14 protein-coding genes are annotated in these 16,598 nt (G+C 66.2%); 7 read left to right on the forward strand and 7 right to left on the reverse strand.

The window, feature by feature from the left end; all coding sequences use genetic code 11:
- Positions 1 to 18 precede the first annotated feature (18 nt).
- The gene (locus tag XI08_RS04935; RefSeq protein WP_027544126.1) at positions 19 to 3,135 is read left to right on the forward strand and encodes an efflux RND transporter permease subunit; all 3,117 of its coding nucleotides are present in this window, start codon (positions 19 to 21) and stop codon (positions 3,133 to 3,135) included.
- A gap of 20 nt (positions 3,136 to 3,155) precedes the next feature.
- Here the strand turns inward: XI08_RS04935 and XI08_RS04940 are convergent, their stop codons facing one another.
- From XI08_RS04940 to XI08_RS04960, 5 genes are all read right to left on the reverse strand, one after another.
- The gene (locus tag XI08_RS04940) at positions 3,156 to 4,118 is read right to left on the reverse strand and encodes an amidohydrolase family protein (protein WP_271573583.1); all 963 of its coding nucleotides are present in this window, start codon (positions 4,116 to 4,118) and stop codon (positions 3,156 to 3,158) included.
- A 50-nt stretch (positions 4,119 to 4,168) separates the two neighbouring features.
- Positions 4,169 to 4,726 (reverse strand): hypothetical protein, encoded by a 558-nt coding sequence (locus XI08_RS04945; protein ID WP_271573584.1) that lies wholly within the window; start codon positions 4,724 to 4,726, stop codon positions 4,169 to 4,171.
- A 25-nt stretch (positions 4,727 to 4,751) separates the two neighbouring features.
- A complete protein-coding gene (locus tag XI08_RS04950; RefSeq protein ID WP_271573585.1) occupies positions 4,752 to 6,182 on the reverse strand; it encodes a TolC family outer membrane protein in 1,431 nt (476 codons plus the stop codon).
- A 187-nt stretch (positions 6,183 to 6,369) separates the two neighbouring features.
- Positions 6,370 to 7,149 (reverse strand): enoyl-CoA hydratase, encoded by a 780-nt coding sequence (locus XI08_RS04955; protein ID WP_271570167.1) that lies wholly within the window; start codon positions 7,147 to 7,149, stop codon positions 6,370 to 6,372.
- A 171-nt stretch (positions 7,150 to 7,320) separates the two neighbouring features.
- Positions 7,321 to 8,013 carry a hypothetical protein gene (locus XI08_RS04960; RefSeq protein ID WP_271573586.1) on the reverse strand — a complete coding sequence of 231 codons (693 nt, stop codon included), beginning with the start codon at positions 8,011 to 8,013 and terminating at the stop codon, positions 7,321 to 7,323.
- Positions 8,014 to 8,301: 288 nt separating this feature from the next.
- On the opposite strand from XI08_RS04960, the gene XI08_RS04965 reads away from it, so the two are divergent.
- Positions 8,302 to 8,847, forward strand: a complete 546-nt coding sequence (locus tag XI08_RS04965) for a sigma-70 family RNA polymerase sigma factor (protein ID WP_271573587.1) — start codon at positions 8,302 to 8,304, stop codon at positions 8,845 to 8,847.
- A gap of 2 nt (positions 8,848 to 8,849) precedes the next feature.
- Positions 8,850 to 9,488, forward strand: a complete 639-nt coding sequence (locus XI08_RS04970; RefSeq protein WP_271573588.1) for a DUF1109 domain-containing protein — start codon at positions 8,850 to 8,852, stop codon at positions 9,486 to 9,488.
- On the opposite strand, the gene XI08_RS04975 is transcribed toward XI08_RS04970, so the two are convergent.
- Positions 9,485 to 10,588 carry a DUF2336 domain-containing protein gene (locus tag XI08_RS04975; protein WP_271573589.1) on the reverse strand — a complete coding sequence of 368 codons (1,104 nt, stop codon included), beginning with the start codon at positions 10,586 to 10,588 and terminating at the stop codon, positions 9,485 to 9,487. The two genes, XI08_RS04970 and XI08_RS04975, sit on opposite strands and share 4 nt — an antisense overlap.
- Positions 10,589 to 10,650: 62 nt before the next feature.
- Positions 10,651 to 11,808: a GGDEF domain-containing protein gene (locus tag XI08_RS04980; RefSeq protein WP_271573590.1), complete on the reverse strand. Its 1,158-nt coding sequence runs from the start codon at positions 11,806 to 11,808 to the stop codon at positions 10,651 to 10,653.
- A gap of 439 nt (positions 11,809 to 12,247) precedes the next feature.
- Between XI08_RS04980 and XI08_RS04985 the strand changes: the two genes are divergently transcribed.
- The 4 genes from XI08_RS04985 to XI08_RS05000 all read left to right on the forward strand — a co-directional run bounded on the left by XI08_RS04985 (position 12,248) and on the right by XI08_RS05000 (position 16,510).
- Positions 12,248 to 12,817 carry a sigma-70 family RNA polymerase sigma factor gene (locus tag XI08_RS04985; protein ID WP_027544139.1) on the forward strand — a complete coding sequence of 190 codons (570 nt, stop codon included), beginning with the start codon at positions 12,248 to 12,250 and terminating at the stop codon, positions 12,815 to 12,817.
- Positions 12,814 to 13,509: a hypothetical protein gene (locus tag XI08_RS04990; RefSeq protein ID WP_135172515.1), complete on the forward strand. Its 696-nt coding sequence runs from the start codon at positions 12,814 to 12,816 to the stop codon at positions 13,507 to 13,509. Before XI08_RS04985 ends, XI08_RS04990 begins: the two co-directional genes overlap by 4 nt.
- A gap of 15 nt (positions 13,510 to 13,524) precedes the next feature.
- Positions 13,525 to 15,213 (forward strand): S8 family serine peptidase, encoded by a 1,689-nt coding sequence (locus XI08_RS04995; protein WP_271573591.1) that lies wholly within the window; start codon positions 13,525 to 13,527, stop codon positions 15,211 to 15,213.
- A 484-nt stretch (positions 15,214 to 15,697) separates the two neighbouring features.
- Positions 15,698 to 16,510, forward strand: a complete 813-nt coding sequence (locus XI08_RS05000; protein WP_271573592.1) for a TIGR03809 family protein — start codon at positions 15,698 to 15,700, stop codon at positions 16,508 to 16,510.
- Positions 16,511 to 16,598 lie beyond the last annotated feature (88 nt).

Consider the following 16,598-nt stretch of genomic DNA (forward strand, 5'->3'; position numbering starts at 1 on the left):
AACAAACTGAAGAGCTGAATGGATCGTCTCGTCGCCCTTGCCGTCAACCGGCGCTTCCTGATGGTCGGCATGTTCGTTGCCGTGCTGATCGGCGGCCTGATCGCGTTCAACCAGCTCAACATCGAGGCCTATCCCGACCCGACCCCGCCGATGGTCGACATCGTGACGCAGAGCCCGGGCCTGTCGGCCGAGGAAATCGAGCGTTACATCACGATCCCGATCGAGACCCAGGTCGCGGGTCTGAAGAACCTCACGACCATCCGCACCATCTCGCTCTACGGCCTCTCCGACATCAAGCTCCAGTTCTCCTTCGCCTACACCTATGACGAAGCGTTGCAGCAGGTCTTGAACCGCCTGGCGCAGCTCGCGCCGCTGCCGGGCAATGTGCAGCCGCAGATCTCGCCGCTCAGCCCGATCGGCGAGATCTTCCGCTACCGCCTGGTCGGCCCGCCGAACTACAGCGTGCTCGACCTCAAGACCATCCAGGACTGGATCCTCCAGCGCCGCTTCCGCGCCGTGCCTGGTGTCATCGACGTCACCGGCTGGGGCGGCAAGAGCAAGACCTACGAGCTACAGGTCGACTTCAACAAGCTCGTCGCCAACGGCCTGACGCTGCCGCAATTGCTCCAGGCGGTCGGCAATGCGAACGTCAATGTCGGCGGCAACACCGTCAATATCGGCCAGCAATCGGCCGTGGTGCGCGGCGTCGGCCTGATACGTTCGATCGACGACCTTGCCAATACCATGGTCTCGCAGACCAACGGCAACCCGGTGCTGGTCAAGGACGTCGCCACCGTCACCGTCGATCAGAAGCCTCGCCTCGGCATTGCCGGCATCGACGATGCCGACGACATCGTGCAGGGCATCGTCCTGATGCGCCGCGGCGAGCAGAGCTCGCCAACCATCAAGCGCGTCCACCAGCTCGTTCAAACCATCAACGACTCAAGCATCCTGCCGCCCGGCGTGCGCATCGAGCGCATCTACGACCGCGGCGACCTGATCGAGCTCACCACCCACACCGTGCTGCACAACATGGTGGTCGGCATCCTCCTGATCGTGCTGTTGCAGTGGATCTTCCTCGGTGACCTGCGCAGCGCGCTGATCGTCGGCGCCACCATTCCGTTCGCGCTGTTCTTCGCGGTGATCATCCTGGTGCTGCGCGGCGAATCGGCGAACCTGCTGTCGGTCGGTGCGATCGACTTCGGCCTGATCGTCGATGCCACCGTCATCATGGTGGAAGCGATCTACCGCCGCCTGACGCAGACGACGCCGGTGTCCGAATCCGAGCATATGTCGTCCGAGACGCTGTTCGGCATGAAGAGCCACGCCATCCTCAGCGCCGCGGCCGACGTGTCGCGCTCGATCTTCTTCGCCGCCGCCATCATCATCGCGGCCTTCCTGCCGCTGTTCACGCTCTCCGGCGTCGAAGGCAACATCTTCGGGCCGATGGCGCGCACCTACGCCTATGCGCTTGCCGGCGGGCTGCTGGCCACCTTCACGGTGACGCCTGCGCTGTCCGCGATCATCCTGCCCGCGCATGTCGAGGAAACCGAGACCAGGGTCATGCTGATCCTGCACCGGATCTACATGCCGGTGCTGCATTGGGCTGTCGCCAATCGCGGCATCATGCTCGGCGGTGCGGTCGGTCTCGTGCTGATGACGGTGGCGCTCAGCCGGCTGCTCGGCCTCGAATTCCTGCCCAAGCTGGAAGAGGGCAATCTCTGGATCCGCGCCACGCTGCCGCCGACCATCTCGCTCCAGGAAGGCAACACCTACGTCAACGAGATGCGCAAGGTGATCCGCGCCCGGCCCGAGGTGGAATCCGTGGTGTCGCAGCACGGCCGTCCCGACGACGGCACCGACGCGGCCGGCTTCTTCAACGCCGAGTTCTTCGCGCCGCTCAAGCCCGTGAGCCAATGGCCCGGCACACGCGACAAGGAAGAGCTGACCGCGCAGCTGTTGAAGCAGCTCGACGACCGCTTCCCCGGCGTCGAATTCAACTTCTCGCAATACCTCCAGGACAACGTCTCCGAAGCCGTCTCCGGAGTGAAGGGCGAGAACTCGATCAAGCTGTTCGGCAGCGATCTGCAGGCGCTCACCGACACCGCCAACAAGATTAAGCAGGTGCTGTCGACCGTGCAGGGTGTCACCGACCTTGCGGTGTTCACCTCGCTCGGCCAGCCGACCATCCAGATCGACATCGACCGCGCCAAGGCCGCGCGCTACGGCCTCGCACCGGGCGACATCAACGCCACCATCAAGGTCGCGATCGGCGGCGACACCGCGGGCGATCTCTACGAGCCCGGAAGCGACCGCCATTTCCCGATCATCGTTCGGCTTGCACCGGAATACCGCCGGAGCGCGGAGGCGATCCAGAATTTGCGCATCGGGGCGCCCGGCCCCAACGGCACCGTCACGCAGATCCCGTTGAGCGAGGTCGCCAGCATCAGCCTCGTCTCCGGTGCGGCCTACATCTATCGCGAGCAGCAGGAGCGCTACCTGCCGATCAAGTTCTCGGTGCGCGAGCGCGATCTCGGCAGCGCGATCCGCGAGGCGCAGCAGAAGATTGCCGACCAGGTGCAGCTGCCGCCCGGCTCGCACATGGACTGGGTCGGCGAATTCGGCAATCTCCAGGACGCGATCCGGCGCCTGTCGATCGTGGTGCCGATCTCGCTGGCGCTGATCGGCGTCCTGCTCTGGTTCAATTTCGGCTCGATGACCGACACGCTGCTCGCGATGAGCGTGATCCCGATGGCGATCTTCGGCGGCGTGCTCGGGCTGTTGATCACCGGCACCGCGTTCAGCGTCTCCGCGGCGATCGGCTTCATCGCGCTGTTCGGCATCGCGGTGATGGACGGCATCATCATCCTGTCGCAGTTCAATCAGCTCATCGAGGAAGGCATGGACCGCGTGAGCGCGGTGATCCGCACCGGCGAGCTTCAGCTTCGGCCCGTGCTGATGACCTGCGTCGTCGCCGGCGTCGGCCTCTTGCCAGCTGCGCTGTCGGAGGGCATCGGCTCGCAGGTGCAGAAGCCGCTCGCGGTCGTCGTCGTCACCGGCATGATGCTGGCACCGGTCGTGATCCTGGTGACGCTGCCGGTGCTGATCTCCTTCTTCTCCCGCCGCGCGCGCTGATCGCGGGCGGCCGTCGCGACTCAGAATCCGTAGAGCCGCGCCGGATTGTCGACCAGGATCTTCTTGCGCACATCCGCATCCGGTGCCCACACCGGGAGCTGGTTGAGCAAACGACCGTCGTCGATCTGGTAGAGCGGCGCGATGTCGATGGCTTTCCGTCCCTCGACGCGGCTCGAATCCGGATGCGGCCAGTCGGTGCCCCAGACGATGCGATCCGGATTGGCCGCGATCAGCGCGCGCGCATAGGGCGCCATGTCCTGATAATCAGGCGCGAGCTTTGACGAGCGATAGGCGCCGGAGATCTTCACATAGGCCTTGCCGGATTTGACGAGCGCGACCAGGTCCGCAAATCCCGGCTGCTCCAGCCCGAGCGAAGCCTCGAGGCCGCCGAAATGATCGAACACCGCGGGCACGGGCGCGGCCAGCACCAGGTCCTTGATTGCCGAGATCATCGGCAGCGTGGTGTAGAGCTGCACGTGCCAGCCGCGCGCCTTCATGCGCTCCACGGCCGCTGTGAAGCGGGCCCGGCCGACATTGGGATCGCTGACGCCGCCGGTCGCAAGGTTGATGCGAATGCCGCGGAAGCCGTCCTGCTGCATCGCGTCGAGCTGGGCTTCCGTCGTCTCGTCGTCGATCACGGCGACCCCGCGCGCGGTTCCGCCACGCGCCTTCATGCCGAACAGAGAGGAGGAGTTGTCGGTGCCATAGACGCTCGGCGTCACGATCACCACGCGCTCGATATGCAGCGCCTTGTGCAGAGCGGCCATTTCTTCAGGGCTTGCCGGCTCAGGCGTATAGACCCGTCCTGCGAAGAACGGAAACTTTTCGACATCGCCATGGATGTGGGTGTGGCAGTCGCAGGCATGCGCCGGAACGTCGAAATTGACCGGCGTCGCGGGCTGCGACGCGCGGGCGTGGGCTTTGCTGGTCATGGCTACTCCGGCGGCAAGTGAGGCAAGCAGGACGCTGCGTCGGTTGAGCATGGTTGTCTCCCTGCTTCGTTATTTGGAGGTGGGACCGAAACAATATCACATCAGCCGGGTAGCCGCTCCGCTTCGCTGCATAGCTGCTCGACAAGATCCGCAAGCGGGCGTGAGCCGTCGATGCGCACGACCGGGCAGGGCAGGCCCGCGAGCCAGGCCTCATCTTTTGTGAGACTGCGGCCCTCGCGATCGCCGGCTTCGTAGCGCGAGGCCCATTCGACGAACGACTCCGTCTCCTCATGACGCCAGCCGCCCTGTGCGACGGCATCAGCTCCGAAATGCGCAGCCTCGCGGCCACGCAGGCGCTGCAAGCGAAGCTCGCGCGGCGTCGTCACAAAGACGACAAGATCGAAGAACGGGACGAGCTCGTTGCCCCAGCCGGTGACGGTTCCGCTCAGCACCCAATCGAGACGCGGCAGAAACATCTCGCGCATCAGGCGCAGGCGCTCTGCGGCGGGGCGCGTCGTCTGGTAGGGCGGCGCGGTCGGCAGCCAGAAATAGTCGTCGCTGTCGTGATGCGGAAGCGCAAGCCGCCCGGCGAGCGCGCGACCGAGCGTCGTCACGCCGGAGCCCGAAGCTCCCATCAGATGGATGCGGCGGCTTTTCATCAGCACCAGCCCAGAAGATCTGGAATCACTGCCCCGACGGCGTGCGCAGGCCGTGCCAGGCGTCGCGGACCTGCTGGTAGTGCACTTCGGGCAGGTAGTCCGGCGTGTTCAGGCTCAAGGTCTTGACGTCGAGATGGCCGACGGCGCTGAGCAGCGTGTAGGAGGCGATCACGCGGTCGCGCAGCGCCCCGATCAGGCGCGCCTTGGCCTGGATCAGATCGGCCTGCGAGTTCAGCACGTCCACCGTGGTGCGCTGTCCGCCGGCGGCCTCGCGCTGCACGCCCTGGAGCGCGACGGTCGCCGCCTTCACTTCGGACTCGGAGGCCGACACTGCGATCTTGGCGCCTTCATTGGCAACCCAGGCACTGACCGCTGCGGTGCGGGCCTGATTGCGCACCTGGTCGAGCACGAGCCGGCTCTGAGCGGTGATCTCCTTGGCCTGCCGCGTCTGCGCGGCTGCCTGGCCGCCATCATAGATCGGCGCGGTGACGTTGGCGACGATTGAAGCCTGGTCCTCTGCGAAGGTGCCGAGTGTCGGGTCGTTGTTGCGGCTTTTGCTGGCGCTGCCCTGGATGCTGGCGCTCGGCAGCAGCGCGCCTTCGGCGACGCGGATGTTGGTGGAGGCGACATCGACGTCGAAACTTGCGGCCATCACCGCCGGGTGCTGGCGGATCGCCATCGTCATCGCGTCTTCGCGGCTCTTCGGCAGGTAGCGATCGACGACCTCGGCGGGCCGGAGCTGCGACGGCGCATTGCCGATCACCTGCGCGTACATCGCCTGGCTCACGGCGAGCGCGACTTCGGCGGCGTTGAGATCGGCAAGGCCGCGGTTGAGACGGGCTTCGGCCTGCGCGGAGTCGGTCGGCGTGACGTCGCCGGCGTTGAGGCGGCGCTGGGTGACGGCGAGCGTCTCGCGCAGGAAGGCGACGTTGGAGCGCTGCGCCTCGACCAGCGACTGGTTGGCCAGCACGTTGGTGTACGCGGTGACGGCGTCGAGCAGCACGCCCTGGCCTACATTGCGCAGCGCCTCGCGGCCCGACTGGACCTGGAGTTCGGCGGCCCGCACGTTGTTGGCGGTGCGGAACCCGTTGAACAGGGTCTGCGTCACCGTGACGCCGATCACCCACGGCTTCAGATTGGCGGTCTGGATGGTGTTGTCGGGCAGCAGATTGCGCACCGATTGCAGGCCGGCGCTGAGGCTTGCCACGATCTGCGGCCGGTAGCCGGCCAGCGCCTGCGGCACGTTCTCGTCGGTCGCGCGCTGCCGCGCGCGCTCGGCATTGAGCTGCGGGTTGGTCTGGTAGGCCTTGGCGAGCGCTTCCGGCAGGGCTTCGGCCCATGCAGCGGAGGAGAGGGCGCAACACAGCGCCAGCGTGGTCCATGTCGCAAGCACAGGACCCGCGCCCGATCGATGCCGCGTCATCACGCGACCAGCTCTGGCGGCTCGCCCAATCATGTAATCCCGCTAACCCCGGCTGTCCGCCCCCGCCGACGGTGGCCTCTTAGCTGTTTAACCAGCCGGGGTCCCGCAGGCAAACTGCCGCGGGGAAAACCCCCATGTATTCCGTGCTTGTTGCAGGTGCGTCACAGGGGTTGTGCGGGGAAGCGGCGGAGTCTTACACCGGCCTTACCGTTTGCCGGCGTTACCGGTTTTTGTTCACCGGCTTGCGCTTCTCGATGAACGCCGCCATGCCCTCGGAGCGGTCTTCCAGCGCGAAGGTCGAGTGGAACAGGTTGCGCTCGACGCTCATGCCCTCGGCAAGCGTGGTCTCGAACGCGCGGTTCACCGCTTCCTTGGCCATGGCGACGGCGGGGCGCGACATCGAGGCGATCTTCTCGGCGGCGGCCATGACTTCGTCCATGAGCTTGTCGGCGGGCACGATGCGGCTGACGAGGCCGCTGCGTTCGGCCTCCGCCGCATCCATCATGCGACCGGTGAGGCAGAGGTCCATCGCCTTGGACTTGCCGATGGCGCGGGTCAGGCGCTGGGTGCCGCCGATGCCGGGAATGGTGCCGAGCGTGATTTCGGGCTGGCCGAACTTGGCGGTGTCGGCGGCGATGATGAAATCGCACATCATGGCGAGCTCGCAGCCGCCGCCGAGCGCGTAGCCTGCGACCGCGGCGATGGTCGGCTTGCGGCAGCGCGCGACGCGGTCGCCGCCGATCGCGGCGAAATCCTCGGAGAACATGTCGATGAAGCCCTTCGGCTGCATCTCCTTGATGTCGGCGCCGGCGGCAAAGGCTTTCTCGCTGCCGGTCACGACGATGCAGCCGATGGCATCGTCGCCCTCGAGATCGTCGACCGCGGCTGCAATCTCGCGGAAGACGCCGAAGGAGAGTGCATTGAGCATCTTCGGCCGGTTCAGCTTGATGATGCCGACCGCGCCTTTGCTTTCCACGATGATGTGTTCGAACGTGCTCATGCTCCACCCACGCGTTTGATTGGGCGGGCAATGTGCCCGCTGCCGCGGTGGGCTTCAAGGGGGCCTGAAAAGCTGCTGGAACAAGGCCGCCCGGAACGCGCAGCAAACTGCGCGTCCCGGACGAGGTCCGTCGGGCCAAAAGGTCAGGCCAAGAAAACCAGGCCCAAGAAATCAGGCCATGAACATCCGCGCGGCGGAGGCCAGCGTCAGCAGCGTGCCGACGCCGATGAAGATCTTGCCGATCAGGGAGCTCTGGTCCCAGGCCGTGCTCTGGTGGCTGCTCGCCATCACCGGCGCGGGTCGCGGCTGCGCGTCGGTTGCGGCGATCACCGCGTTCTGCTTCTGCGTCGGAGGGCTGTCCTGTTGCAGGGCGCGGTCGAGATCGTTGAGCTGGTCGGGCGCCACCACCTGGCTGTCGGCATTCGGGGCGGCGGTATTATCGGCCGCTGCCTGGACGTTGTCGTTGGCGCGGCCCGTCATCGCGGAGGCCGCAGCCGCGGGCGGCGTATCGGCGGCGGCGAGCTGCGCATTGGCGTTGGCGACTTCCGGCGGCATCTGGCCCGAGGCCGGCACGTCGCCACCGGCCTTGCTGTCAGCCTTGTTGTCAGCCTTGGCCTCGTCGGTCTTGGCGGCGGCGTCCGTCTTGCTGGCCTTGTCGTCGGTGGACTTCTGCGCCGTCTTGCTGCTGGTGCGGCGAGCATCGTGGCGCTTGTGCTTGCTCGGCTGGACTGCATCAGCCTGTTTGCCCGCGCTGTCCGATTTGCTGCTCGCAGCCGAACTCGGTGCCGCCTGTGCAGCGCCTCCGAACAGCAGGAAAAGCCCGGCCATAAGAATCAGGGCAGCGCGCCCGCTGGCTTTCATCATGTTGACGATCTCCCCAATCCACCCATGCCCGGACCGAACAGAGACGCCGTGGCGTGACGACAGCGGGGCAAAAAATGGGAATCTTCGGGCTAGACCGGGCAAAAACGGGGCAAGCCGCCCCTTCGGGGCTGGCCGCCGGATGCGGACGGGATCGATCGGTGTTATGAGCCGTCGCAGATTTCCGCGGCCGCATTGGACGGTGGCATGGCATCGATCACGACTTCGTGATCATGCGGGTGCCGGCGTAACAAATTGAAAGTGCGGCCGAATTGCATGGTGAGGGCGCGCGTGCGCGGACGTGAGGACGAATGGACCGGCCTGATGCGGTCGGCCCTGGCAGGCGATGATGCGGCGTATCATCGCCTGTTGAAGGCGGTCACGCCGGTGCTGCGCGCTGCTGCGAGGCGCGGGCTGGCGCGGGCCGGCCAGCCTCCCGACCAGGCCGAGGATATCGTGCAGGAGATTCTGTTGGCGGTGCATCTGAAGCGGCACACCTGGGACAGCGAAGCCCCCTTCGCACCCTGGCTGTTCGCGATCGCCCGCAACAAGCTGATCGATGCGCTAAGACGGCGGGGCCGGCGGGTCTTCGTCAACATCGATGATTTCGCCGAGACCCTGCCGGGCGAAACGCCGCAGGAGACGGCGTCGGCGGGCGAAGTCACAGCGCAGCTCAATACGCTGCCGCAGCGCCAGCGCGACGTGTTGCAGTCGATCGCGGTCGACAGCGCGTCGATCAAGGACACGGCGGCAAAGTATTCGATGAGCGAGGGCGCCGTGCGGGTCGCTTTGCATCGCGGACTTGCGGCGCTCACGGCCAAACTGCGGGACGACTAGTCATGGATACCGATCAACTCATTCGCTCGCTCGCGGCCGACAACGCCCATCGCGCCCCGCGCGTTGGCACCGTGCTCACCATGGCGCTGCTGGTCGCCGCGCCCCTGTCGATCCTGATCTTCGCGACGTTCCTCGGCGTGCGGAGCGACGTGATGAGCGCCATGCACAACCCGTTCTTCGACATGAAGTTCGCGGTGACGCTGTCGCTCGCGATCCCCGCGATCATCGTCAGCCTGCATCTGTCGCGGCCCGAGGCCTTGCTGCGCGGCTGGGGCTGGCTGCTGCTGCTTCCCGTCGGCCTTCTTGCGGTCGCGATCGGCGGCGAGGCGATGATGGCGCCGGCCATGCCGATGACGATGCGGCTGATGGGCAAGAACTCCAGGGTTTGCCTGCTGGCGATCCCCGCGATGTCGCTGCCGCTGCTGGCGGGGGCGCTGTTCGGCCTGCGCCACGGTGCGCCATCGCACCCCGCGCTCGCCGGTGCGCTCGCAGGCCTGGTGTCCGCCGGGCTCGCTGCGACGCTCTATGCCTCGCACTGCACCGATGACTCGCCGCTGTTCGTCGCGACCTGGTACACGCTCGCGACCGCGCTGGTAGCCGCGATCGGGGCGCTGCTCGGGGCGAGGGTGTTGCGGTATTAGGCCGCCGGCGTCGTGCTGTGCTGCATGCGGTGGAAACGCAGCACCTGCTGCGCGGTCGATGAGCGCAGGGCCTCGTAGGTATCGCGCAGCGTCAGCATGTCGGTCTGCGAATCGCCCGAGAGCTTTTCGCGCATGGCGATGATTGCGCGCACGCTCGCCCACGACATGCCCGCGACCTTGGCGAGGATCATCACGCCCTCGGTGCGGCTCTCGATCATCATGTTCTCGGCGGTCTCGACCGCGACGCCCGCGAGCGCCGCAAGCCCCGCATTGGTCTCGTCGAACTTGCCCTGGTCTGCGAAGGCGGCGACCTGGACCTCGTTGAGGCGGCCGTCCTCGTAGAGCGACTTCACCAGCGCGCGCGCCAGCTCGGTCTGCCTGGTCATGGCCGCGGCGCGGACCCGCTGGGCCGCTTCCTGGACCACGCTCGACACCTCGTCCGCGAGCTCCGGATGCGCGGCCTCGAGCTTCCTGCGCACGCTCAGCGACGCCTTTGCGACCAGCCTGAGGTAGTGATGGCGCGGCAGGTCGGGCCGCAGGCCGATGCAGGTGGCGAGGTCGTCGTCGCGCTCGGCTCGCGTGACGAGGTCGGTGAGACTGACCTCGGAAAGCTGCGCGCCGGGATTGCTGACGGTCGATTGCACCACGTCCTCGTTGCCGCGCGTCACCAGTAGGTCGGTCAGCGCCTCCGACAGCACCCGGCGCAGCGAGATCGCCTTCAGATGCGCCTGGCTCCGCGTGCGCGCGATCTCGATCAGGGTCGCCTCGTCCAGCCGTTCCGATTTCGACAGCACCGGGCCGGCGACCTCGATGACCTCGTCGAGCGCGAGCGTGCGGATGATCTTCGGCGGTGCCGCCGCGATCGGTGCGAGGCGGTCGGCGAGCAGCGTCCTGGCCGAGGTCTCGATCTGTTCGATCAGGCACTGGAACACGTCGTCGAACACGCGGATGTGGTCGTCGGAGTAATCCACGGCATTGCCCACGAATAGATCGGTGACGCGGCGTAACGTCTCGACCCGGCGCGCAACGGTGCCGTGCGAGAGCGCAGCCTGCAATTCCTCGAGCAGGTTCTCGGATGGTCTGGCGGATCTGGATATCATTGCCCTGTCCTGGAGCGTTCGGTCCGGCGGCGGCTTCTCACGCGTCGGAGAAAATGGATTGGTCAGCTCGTTGCAATACGGTTGCGCCCTTGCGCCTTGGCGGAATAGAGCGCGCTGTCGGCGCGCGCGAGAATCGTGTCGGCAGTATCAACGTCGCGCAGCGTCACGACGCCCGCGGAAATCGTCACGCGCATGCCCAGGGAGAATGCGCTCCAGTCGAGATCGGCGACGATGCTGCGCAAGCGCTCGAGCATGCGCGAGGCGGCCTCGCCATCGGTGTCCGGCAGCAACAGCAGGAATTCCTCGCCGCCGTAGCGGCCGAAGCAATCGGCCGGGCGGATGTTGGCGAAGATGGTGATCGAGAAGGTGCGCAGCACCTCGTCGCCGACGGGATGGCCGTGGGCATCGTTGATGCGCTTGAACCAGTCGAGATCGATCAGCGCGATCGCGCAAGGTGTCGATGCCCGCCGCGACTTCTCCATCTCGGTGTCGAGCAGCCGCATGATGCAGCGGCGGTTGTAGGAACCGGTCAGCTCGTCGAGCTCGGCCAGCTCCTCGATGCGCTGATAGGCAGCCTTCAGCTCGATGCTGCGCTGGTACAGGATCTTGCGCAGCGTGGCGCCGAACAGGCCGAGGAAGGCGCACTGGCCGATCACCAGCACGAAGCACAGCATCGAGGCGGTCCGCTGGAGCCGCGTTGCAACGGGCATGCCGATCGGCAGGTCGGAGGCGAGGAAGACGGCGGCAAGGCCGATGGCCGCGAGCGTCCAGGTGATCATCGCCTGCGCCGAGGTCATGCGCAGCGTGCCGAAGGCGAAGATCAGGAACAGCACGCAGATGAAGGCGATGCCGATGGTCGGGACCGACAGCAGGAACACGAATTGCAGCGCCATATGCGCCGAGATCTGGAACACGGTGAGATAGTGGTCGGTGAATCTGTCACCGACGCCGGCTTCCGACAGCACGGTGAACGTGCCGATGATCAGGAGGCCGCCGAACCAGAACAGCGAGGCAATGTCGACCGAGATCGCGCCGTCATAGGCGTAGATCATCAGGACGGAGGCGCCGAGCGAGTAGCTCGCCACCTGGCCGATATACATCTGGCGGCGCTGCCGGGCCCGGCGCGCCCGGACTTCGGGCGCCGCCGCCTCGGGCGCGAGAACGAGCTCCGCGACCTCAGCGGCATTCCTCTCGGGAAGGGACGTCGCGGCCGTGTTCATGGTTCCGCCAATGGTGGATGTCAGCCCAAAAATCTACGTGGCAAGCCTTTAGGTTTGGTATCCTTTGAAAACGAATCCGAACCGTGCAACGCAAAACAGGGTGGTGTCGGTCGCAGGGGAAATTTGCCGGCGATTAGGCATCGTTTGCAGTGCGGTCGAGCCAAAGCAGGGCTTCGTGAGACATACGTCGTGCAGGACTGCTATGGAACCGAACTTGGTCGGCCCATTCGTGCCTGAGCAGGCATTCCGCAGGGAAGTGTTGCAGTATTATGTTACCTATCTGGATCGAAACGGCCAATCCGCACGGGCGGGGCAGGAAAAATCCGCGTATGTGGGGTAGATTACACAAGCTCCCGTATGACTGCGGTAGGTTGAACAATTTTGCGCCTGCCGTCGAACCGTCCGCTGCATCGACCCGACCAACCTTGCGAGACGGCCTTTGAGCGTGACACAGGCGGCTTCGGACGAGATCCTCATCGCCAGGATCGCTCAGGGTGACCGGCTTGCCATGCAGGTGCTGTACGGGCGGCACCATGTCAGGGTCTACAGGTTCGGCCTAAGGCTTGTACGGGACGAGCAGGCGGCGGAAGACCTCATCAGCGAGGTGTTTCTCGACGTCTGGCGTCAAGCCGGCAAGTTCGAGGGGCGATCCGCAGTTTCCACCTGGCTGCTGGCCATTACCCGATTCAAGGCCCTCTCGGCGCTCCGGCGCAGGAAGGATTTTGAGTTGGACGAAGACGCCGCGAACGCGATCGAGGATACGTCCGACGATCCGGAAACGGTGGTGCAGAAGAAGGATACCAGTCAAGCCTTGCGGGAGTGTCTGACGGGCCTCTCGCCGGAACACCGGGAAATCGTCGATCTTGTCTACTACCACGAGAAGTCCGTGGAAGAGGTGGCCGAAATCGTCGGGATACCGGAGAACACTGTGAAGACGCGCTTGTTCTATGCGCGCAAGAAACTGGCCGAACTGCTGAAGGCAGCCGGCGTTGAGCGAGGCTGGCCATGATGGCTTTGAGCAAGAAGATGCTGGAGCAAGAGCCCAGTGAGATTGAACTGCTTCTGCCGTGGCACGCGGCCGGCACGCTGAACGCGCGCGACGCACGCCGCGTCGAGGAAGCGCTGGCGCGTGATCCCGAGCTCGCCAAGCAATATGCCGCGATCCGCGGCGAGTACGAAGAGACCATCCATCTGAACGAGAGCCTGGGTGCTCCGTCGGCACGCGCGATGCAGAAGCTGTTCACCGCGATCGACGTCGAGCCGGCGCGTGCAACCGGATCGCTGCCGCTGTCGGCGCGCATCTCGACCTTCTTCGCGAGCCTGTCGCCGCGGACGCTGGCCTGGTCGGGGAGCCTCGGTGCCGTCGCGCTCGTGCTTCAGGCCGGCATCATCGGGGCGGTGCTGATGAAGACCCAGCCCACGACCTTCCAGACCGCCTCGCTTTCGACCAGCGCGCCGATCACGCGCGAGCTTGGGACTGCGGTTGCACCGGCGCGCGCGCTGGTGCGCTTCACGCCCGAGGCGCGGGTCGCCGAGATCACGGCGCTGCTCGACAGCTACCAGGCCTCGATCATCGGGGATGCCAAGGGCGGCATGTTCCGCCTCCAGTTCGACAAGGCAATGAGCCAGGACGAGCTCGCCTCGCTGCTCGGCAGGATGCAGCGCGAGAAGGTCGTCAACCTCGCCGTCGCGGCGCCGTAAGGCGCCGCTGAACCGATGACGCGCAAGTCCGAGAGTAAGTTGCGAGCCGTGGCCTATGCTTCGTCCGTAGGAGCCGCGCTGCTGCTCGCCGCCTGTCTCGGCGTCGAGGTCGCGCAGGCGCAGGCGATCATGCGCACGCCCACGATCAGCGTCCCCTCGCGCACGCCGACCATCTCTCCCAGCGTCGCTGCGCGGGCGGTGAGCATCGATCGCGGCCCGCGCACGATGACGACTGCGCGTATTCCTTCGCCCCGGATGGGGCCGGCGGCGCCGGTGCTGCCTTATGCGCGCTACTCGCCGAACCTCCATCCGTCCTGCACGGCACCCTACCGCGACGCCGACGGCGAATGCCTGGCGCAGCCAAATGCAGGCGGTGACGGCGCCGGCAAGTCCGGCAAGAAGAGCGCGGGCAAGGGGCGCGGCAACAACACGCCCGTTGCGCTGAACCAGCGCATCTTCGCAGGCGAATTCGTCGCCGAGATCGACGGCGCACTGTCGGTGGCCGAAGCCGACCAGCTCGCGCGTCGCCACGGCCTCGCGCGCATCGCGTCCGAGAACTTCCCGCTGATCGGGGCGACCTTCGGCCTGTTTCGCATCACCGACGGCCGTCCCGCCGAGACGGTGCGGCGCGAGTTCGCCGCCGACGGCAGCGTGCGCTCGGTCCAGCCCAACTTCCGCTACGTGCTCCAGGACCAGAAATCCTCCGTGCCGACCGAGGGCGATCCGGCGCAATACGTGCTGGCAAAGCTCCGCCTTCCGCAGGCGCACACGCTGGCGCACGGCGCCAACGTGACGGTTGCGGTGATCGACTCCGGCATCGACGCCAAGCATCCCGAGCTCGCCAATTCCATCGCCGACAATTTCGATGCGCTCGGCAGCGCCGAGGGCCCGCATATTCACGGCACCGGCATCGCCGGGGCGATCGTGGCGCATGCCCGGCTGATGGGCAGCGCGCCCGAGGCGCGCATCATCGCGATCCGCGCCTTCGGCGGCACCACGGGCGGCGCCGAGAGCTCGTCCTATATCATCCTGCGCTCGCTGAACTACGCCGCCGAGCATGGCGCGCAGATCGTCAATATGAGCTTTGCCGGTCCGAAGGATGCCGTGATCGAGCGGGCCATCGCGGCGACCGCCGCGCGCGGCCTCGTGCTGATCGCGGCCGCCGGCAATGCGGGTGCGAAATCGCCGCCGCTCTATCCCGCCGCCAATCCCAACGTGATTGCGGTCAGCGCGACCGACCAGCAGGACAAGCTGTTCACCGCCTCCAACCGCGGCAACTACATCGCGCTGGCGGCGCCCGGCGTCGACATCTTCCTGCCGGCGCCCGAGGGCAAATACCAGATGACGTCGGGAACCTCGTTCTCGGCGGCCTATGTCTCCGGCGTCGCGGCGCTGCTGCTCGAGCGCAACTACGCGCTCAAGCCGGAAGCGCTGCGCATGACGCTTGCGAAGACCGCGCGCGATCTCGGCTCACCCGGGCGTGATGATCTGTTCGGCGACGGCGAGGCCGATGCGTTTGCCGCGGTCATGGCCGTTCCCGCCAACAGCTCGACGCCGGTGGCGGCTGCGTCCGGTACAACAAAACGTGAAGATGGGCAGCCACGTCGCGACGAGCCCGGCATTCGGGCGATCGAGCAGCCCTCGCTGTCGAGCACGGATGATAAATCCACGATTTCTCAGGCGGATAGGCCGGTGCGGCGATAGGCGCTGCGGCAACTTTGCGCGCGGGCCGAAGGTTAAATAATCGAACGCCGCATTGAACGTTCGGCCGGTTGCCACGACCAAATTAAGTGGGAGCGGTCATCCCTCCCCATCAGTCATATCAGGCGCGAGCGCCCATCCACCCCAAGCGCCCATATGGCTCGACCCGTCCGGTTGTCCCCCCGGACGGGTCTTTTCTTTTCGGGCATCCGATTCCTTGAAGCCGTATTTGAGATCAGCTTCCGGTTGAATGGTCGCGTTTGCGTTCATCGCCATCGGTCGGCCGGCATCCCGCACGCCCGCTATGCTTGTGCGAAGCTTGACTCGAAAACACAGCAAATCTCCGCGCGACTACGGTATTTCGCGACGAACGAAGTGTCGTTGCTGGACAAGTCAAAACTTTTCCACAAAATATTCATGTCGCGTCTAAATTGATTCGTGTGCGTTGCGTCCCCGCGTCCGTATTTTTCTCCTGACGGGCTGGATCATGACACATCGCCAAGAGTCTGTTCGCGAGTTTGTTCGCGGCGCGGCCGGTAGCCGTGAGATCGCGGCACGCTGGTGCGCTCTCGCCGAACAGCGGCTCGAGCATCTCTCCGAAATGTTCGAGACCGGACGCTGGCGCCGCTATCATTCCGAGATCGCATTCCTCGAAAACATCCAGGAAGCCAAGCGCGCCGTCCAGACCTGGCGCGCCATCGCCACCGGCGGGGACGTCGCCGCGGCGGCCGCAAGCGTCACCTCCGCATTCGGCTGGTCGCCGGCGACGATGCCCCGCGTGTTTCCGCGTGAGCAGCAGGCGCAGACCGTGCAGCCCAAGATGTTGCAGCCGAAGGCCGTCCACATCGCCCCCGAGACCGCCGTGCCGGTCAAGCTCGCCCCGACGCCGAATGTTCTCGCCGAGGTGACCGAGGCGCCGCTCGCGCCGCTCGCTCCCAGCGCACCGCTCGCGGCGCCCGCTGCGATGGCATCGTTCACTGCACCCGCCGCCGTCCCCCCGCTCAAGGCTCCCGCGGCGAGGGCGCCGCTGACGGTACCTGTCGTGAGGCCGCCGTCCGCAGCGCCTGCTGCGTTGGCGCCGCGCACCGCGCCTCCTGTGAGGTCGCCGCTCGCCGAGCCCGCTGCAATAGCATCGGTTGCCGCGCCTGCAGTGAAGGCGCCTGCCGCGGTGGCAACGCTGCTGCAGCAATTCTCGCCCCCGGCGGACGAAATCGTCGCCGCCCCCGAGCGCGTCGTCGAATTCACCCTCAGCCTCGACGGCATCGAAGCGAAATACCCGCTGCTGCGGAACGCGTTCTAAGGGGAAGGGTGAGAAGGCGGCCGCGCCTTTTCAAACCCCTCATCCTGAGGCGCGAGGCATGCGCTGCAACGCACCGCAAGAGGGAGCC

Source organism: Bradyrhizobium sp. CCBAU 11361 (genome assembly GCF_028128935.1).
In the GTDB taxonomy this organism is placed as follows: Bacteria; Pseudomonadota; Alphaproteobacteria; order Rhizobiales; family Xanthobacteraceae; genus Bradyrhizobium; species Bradyrhizobium niftali.

Excerpts from the sequence above, each read along its gene's own strand:
- XI08_RS04935 (WP_027544126.1), top strand. The coding sequence starts at position 19 with ATGGATCGTCTCGTCGCCCTTGCCGTCAACCGGCGCTTCCTGATGGTC.
- XI08_RS04940 (WP_271573583.1), bottom strand. The coding sequence starts at position 4,118 with ATGCTCAACCGACGCAGCGTCCTGCTTGCCTCACTTGCCGCCGGAGTA.
- XI08_RS04945 (WP_271573584.1), bottom strand. The coding sequence starts at position 4,726 with ATGAAAAGCCGCCGCATCCATCTGATGGGAGCTTCGGGCTCCGGCGTG.
- XI08_RS04950 (WP_271573585.1), bottom strand. The coding sequence starts at position 6,182 with ATGATTGGGCGAGCCGCCAGAGCTGGTCGCGTGATGACGCGGCATCGA.
- XI08_RS04955 (WP_271570167.1), bottom strand. The coding sequence starts at position 7,149 with ATGAGCACGTTCGAACACATCATCGTGGAAAGCAAAGGCGCGGTCGGC.
- XI08_RS04960 (WP_271573586.1), bottom strand. The coding sequence starts at position 8,013 with ATGATGAAAGCCAGCGGGCGCGCTGCCCTGATTCTTATGGCCGGGCTT.
- XI08_RS04970 (WP_271573588.1), top strand. The coding sequence starts at position 8,850 with ATGGATACCGATCAACTCATTCGCTCGCTCGCGGCCGACAACGCCCAT.
- XI08_RS04975 (WP_271573589.1), bottom strand. The coding sequence starts at position 10,588 with ATGATATCCAGATCCGCCAGACCATCCGAGAACCTGCTCGAGGAATTG.
- XI08_RS04980 (WP_271573590.1), bottom strand. The coding sequence starts at position 11,808 with ATGAACACGGCCGCGACGTCCCTTCCCGAGAGGAATGCCGCTGAGGTC.
- XI08_RS04990 (WP_135172515.1), top strand. The coding sequence starts at position 12,814 with ATGATGGCTTTGAGCAAGAAGATGCTGGAGCAAGAGCCCAGTGAGATT.
- XI08_RS04995 (WP_271573591.1), top strand. The coding sequence starts at position 13,525 with ATGACGCGCAAGTCCGAGAGTAAGTTGCGAGCCGTGGCCTATGCTTCG.
- XI08_RS05000 (WP_271573592.1), top strand. The coding sequence starts at position 15,698 with ATGACACATCGCCAAGAGTCTGTTCGCGAGTTTGTTCGCGGCGCGGCC.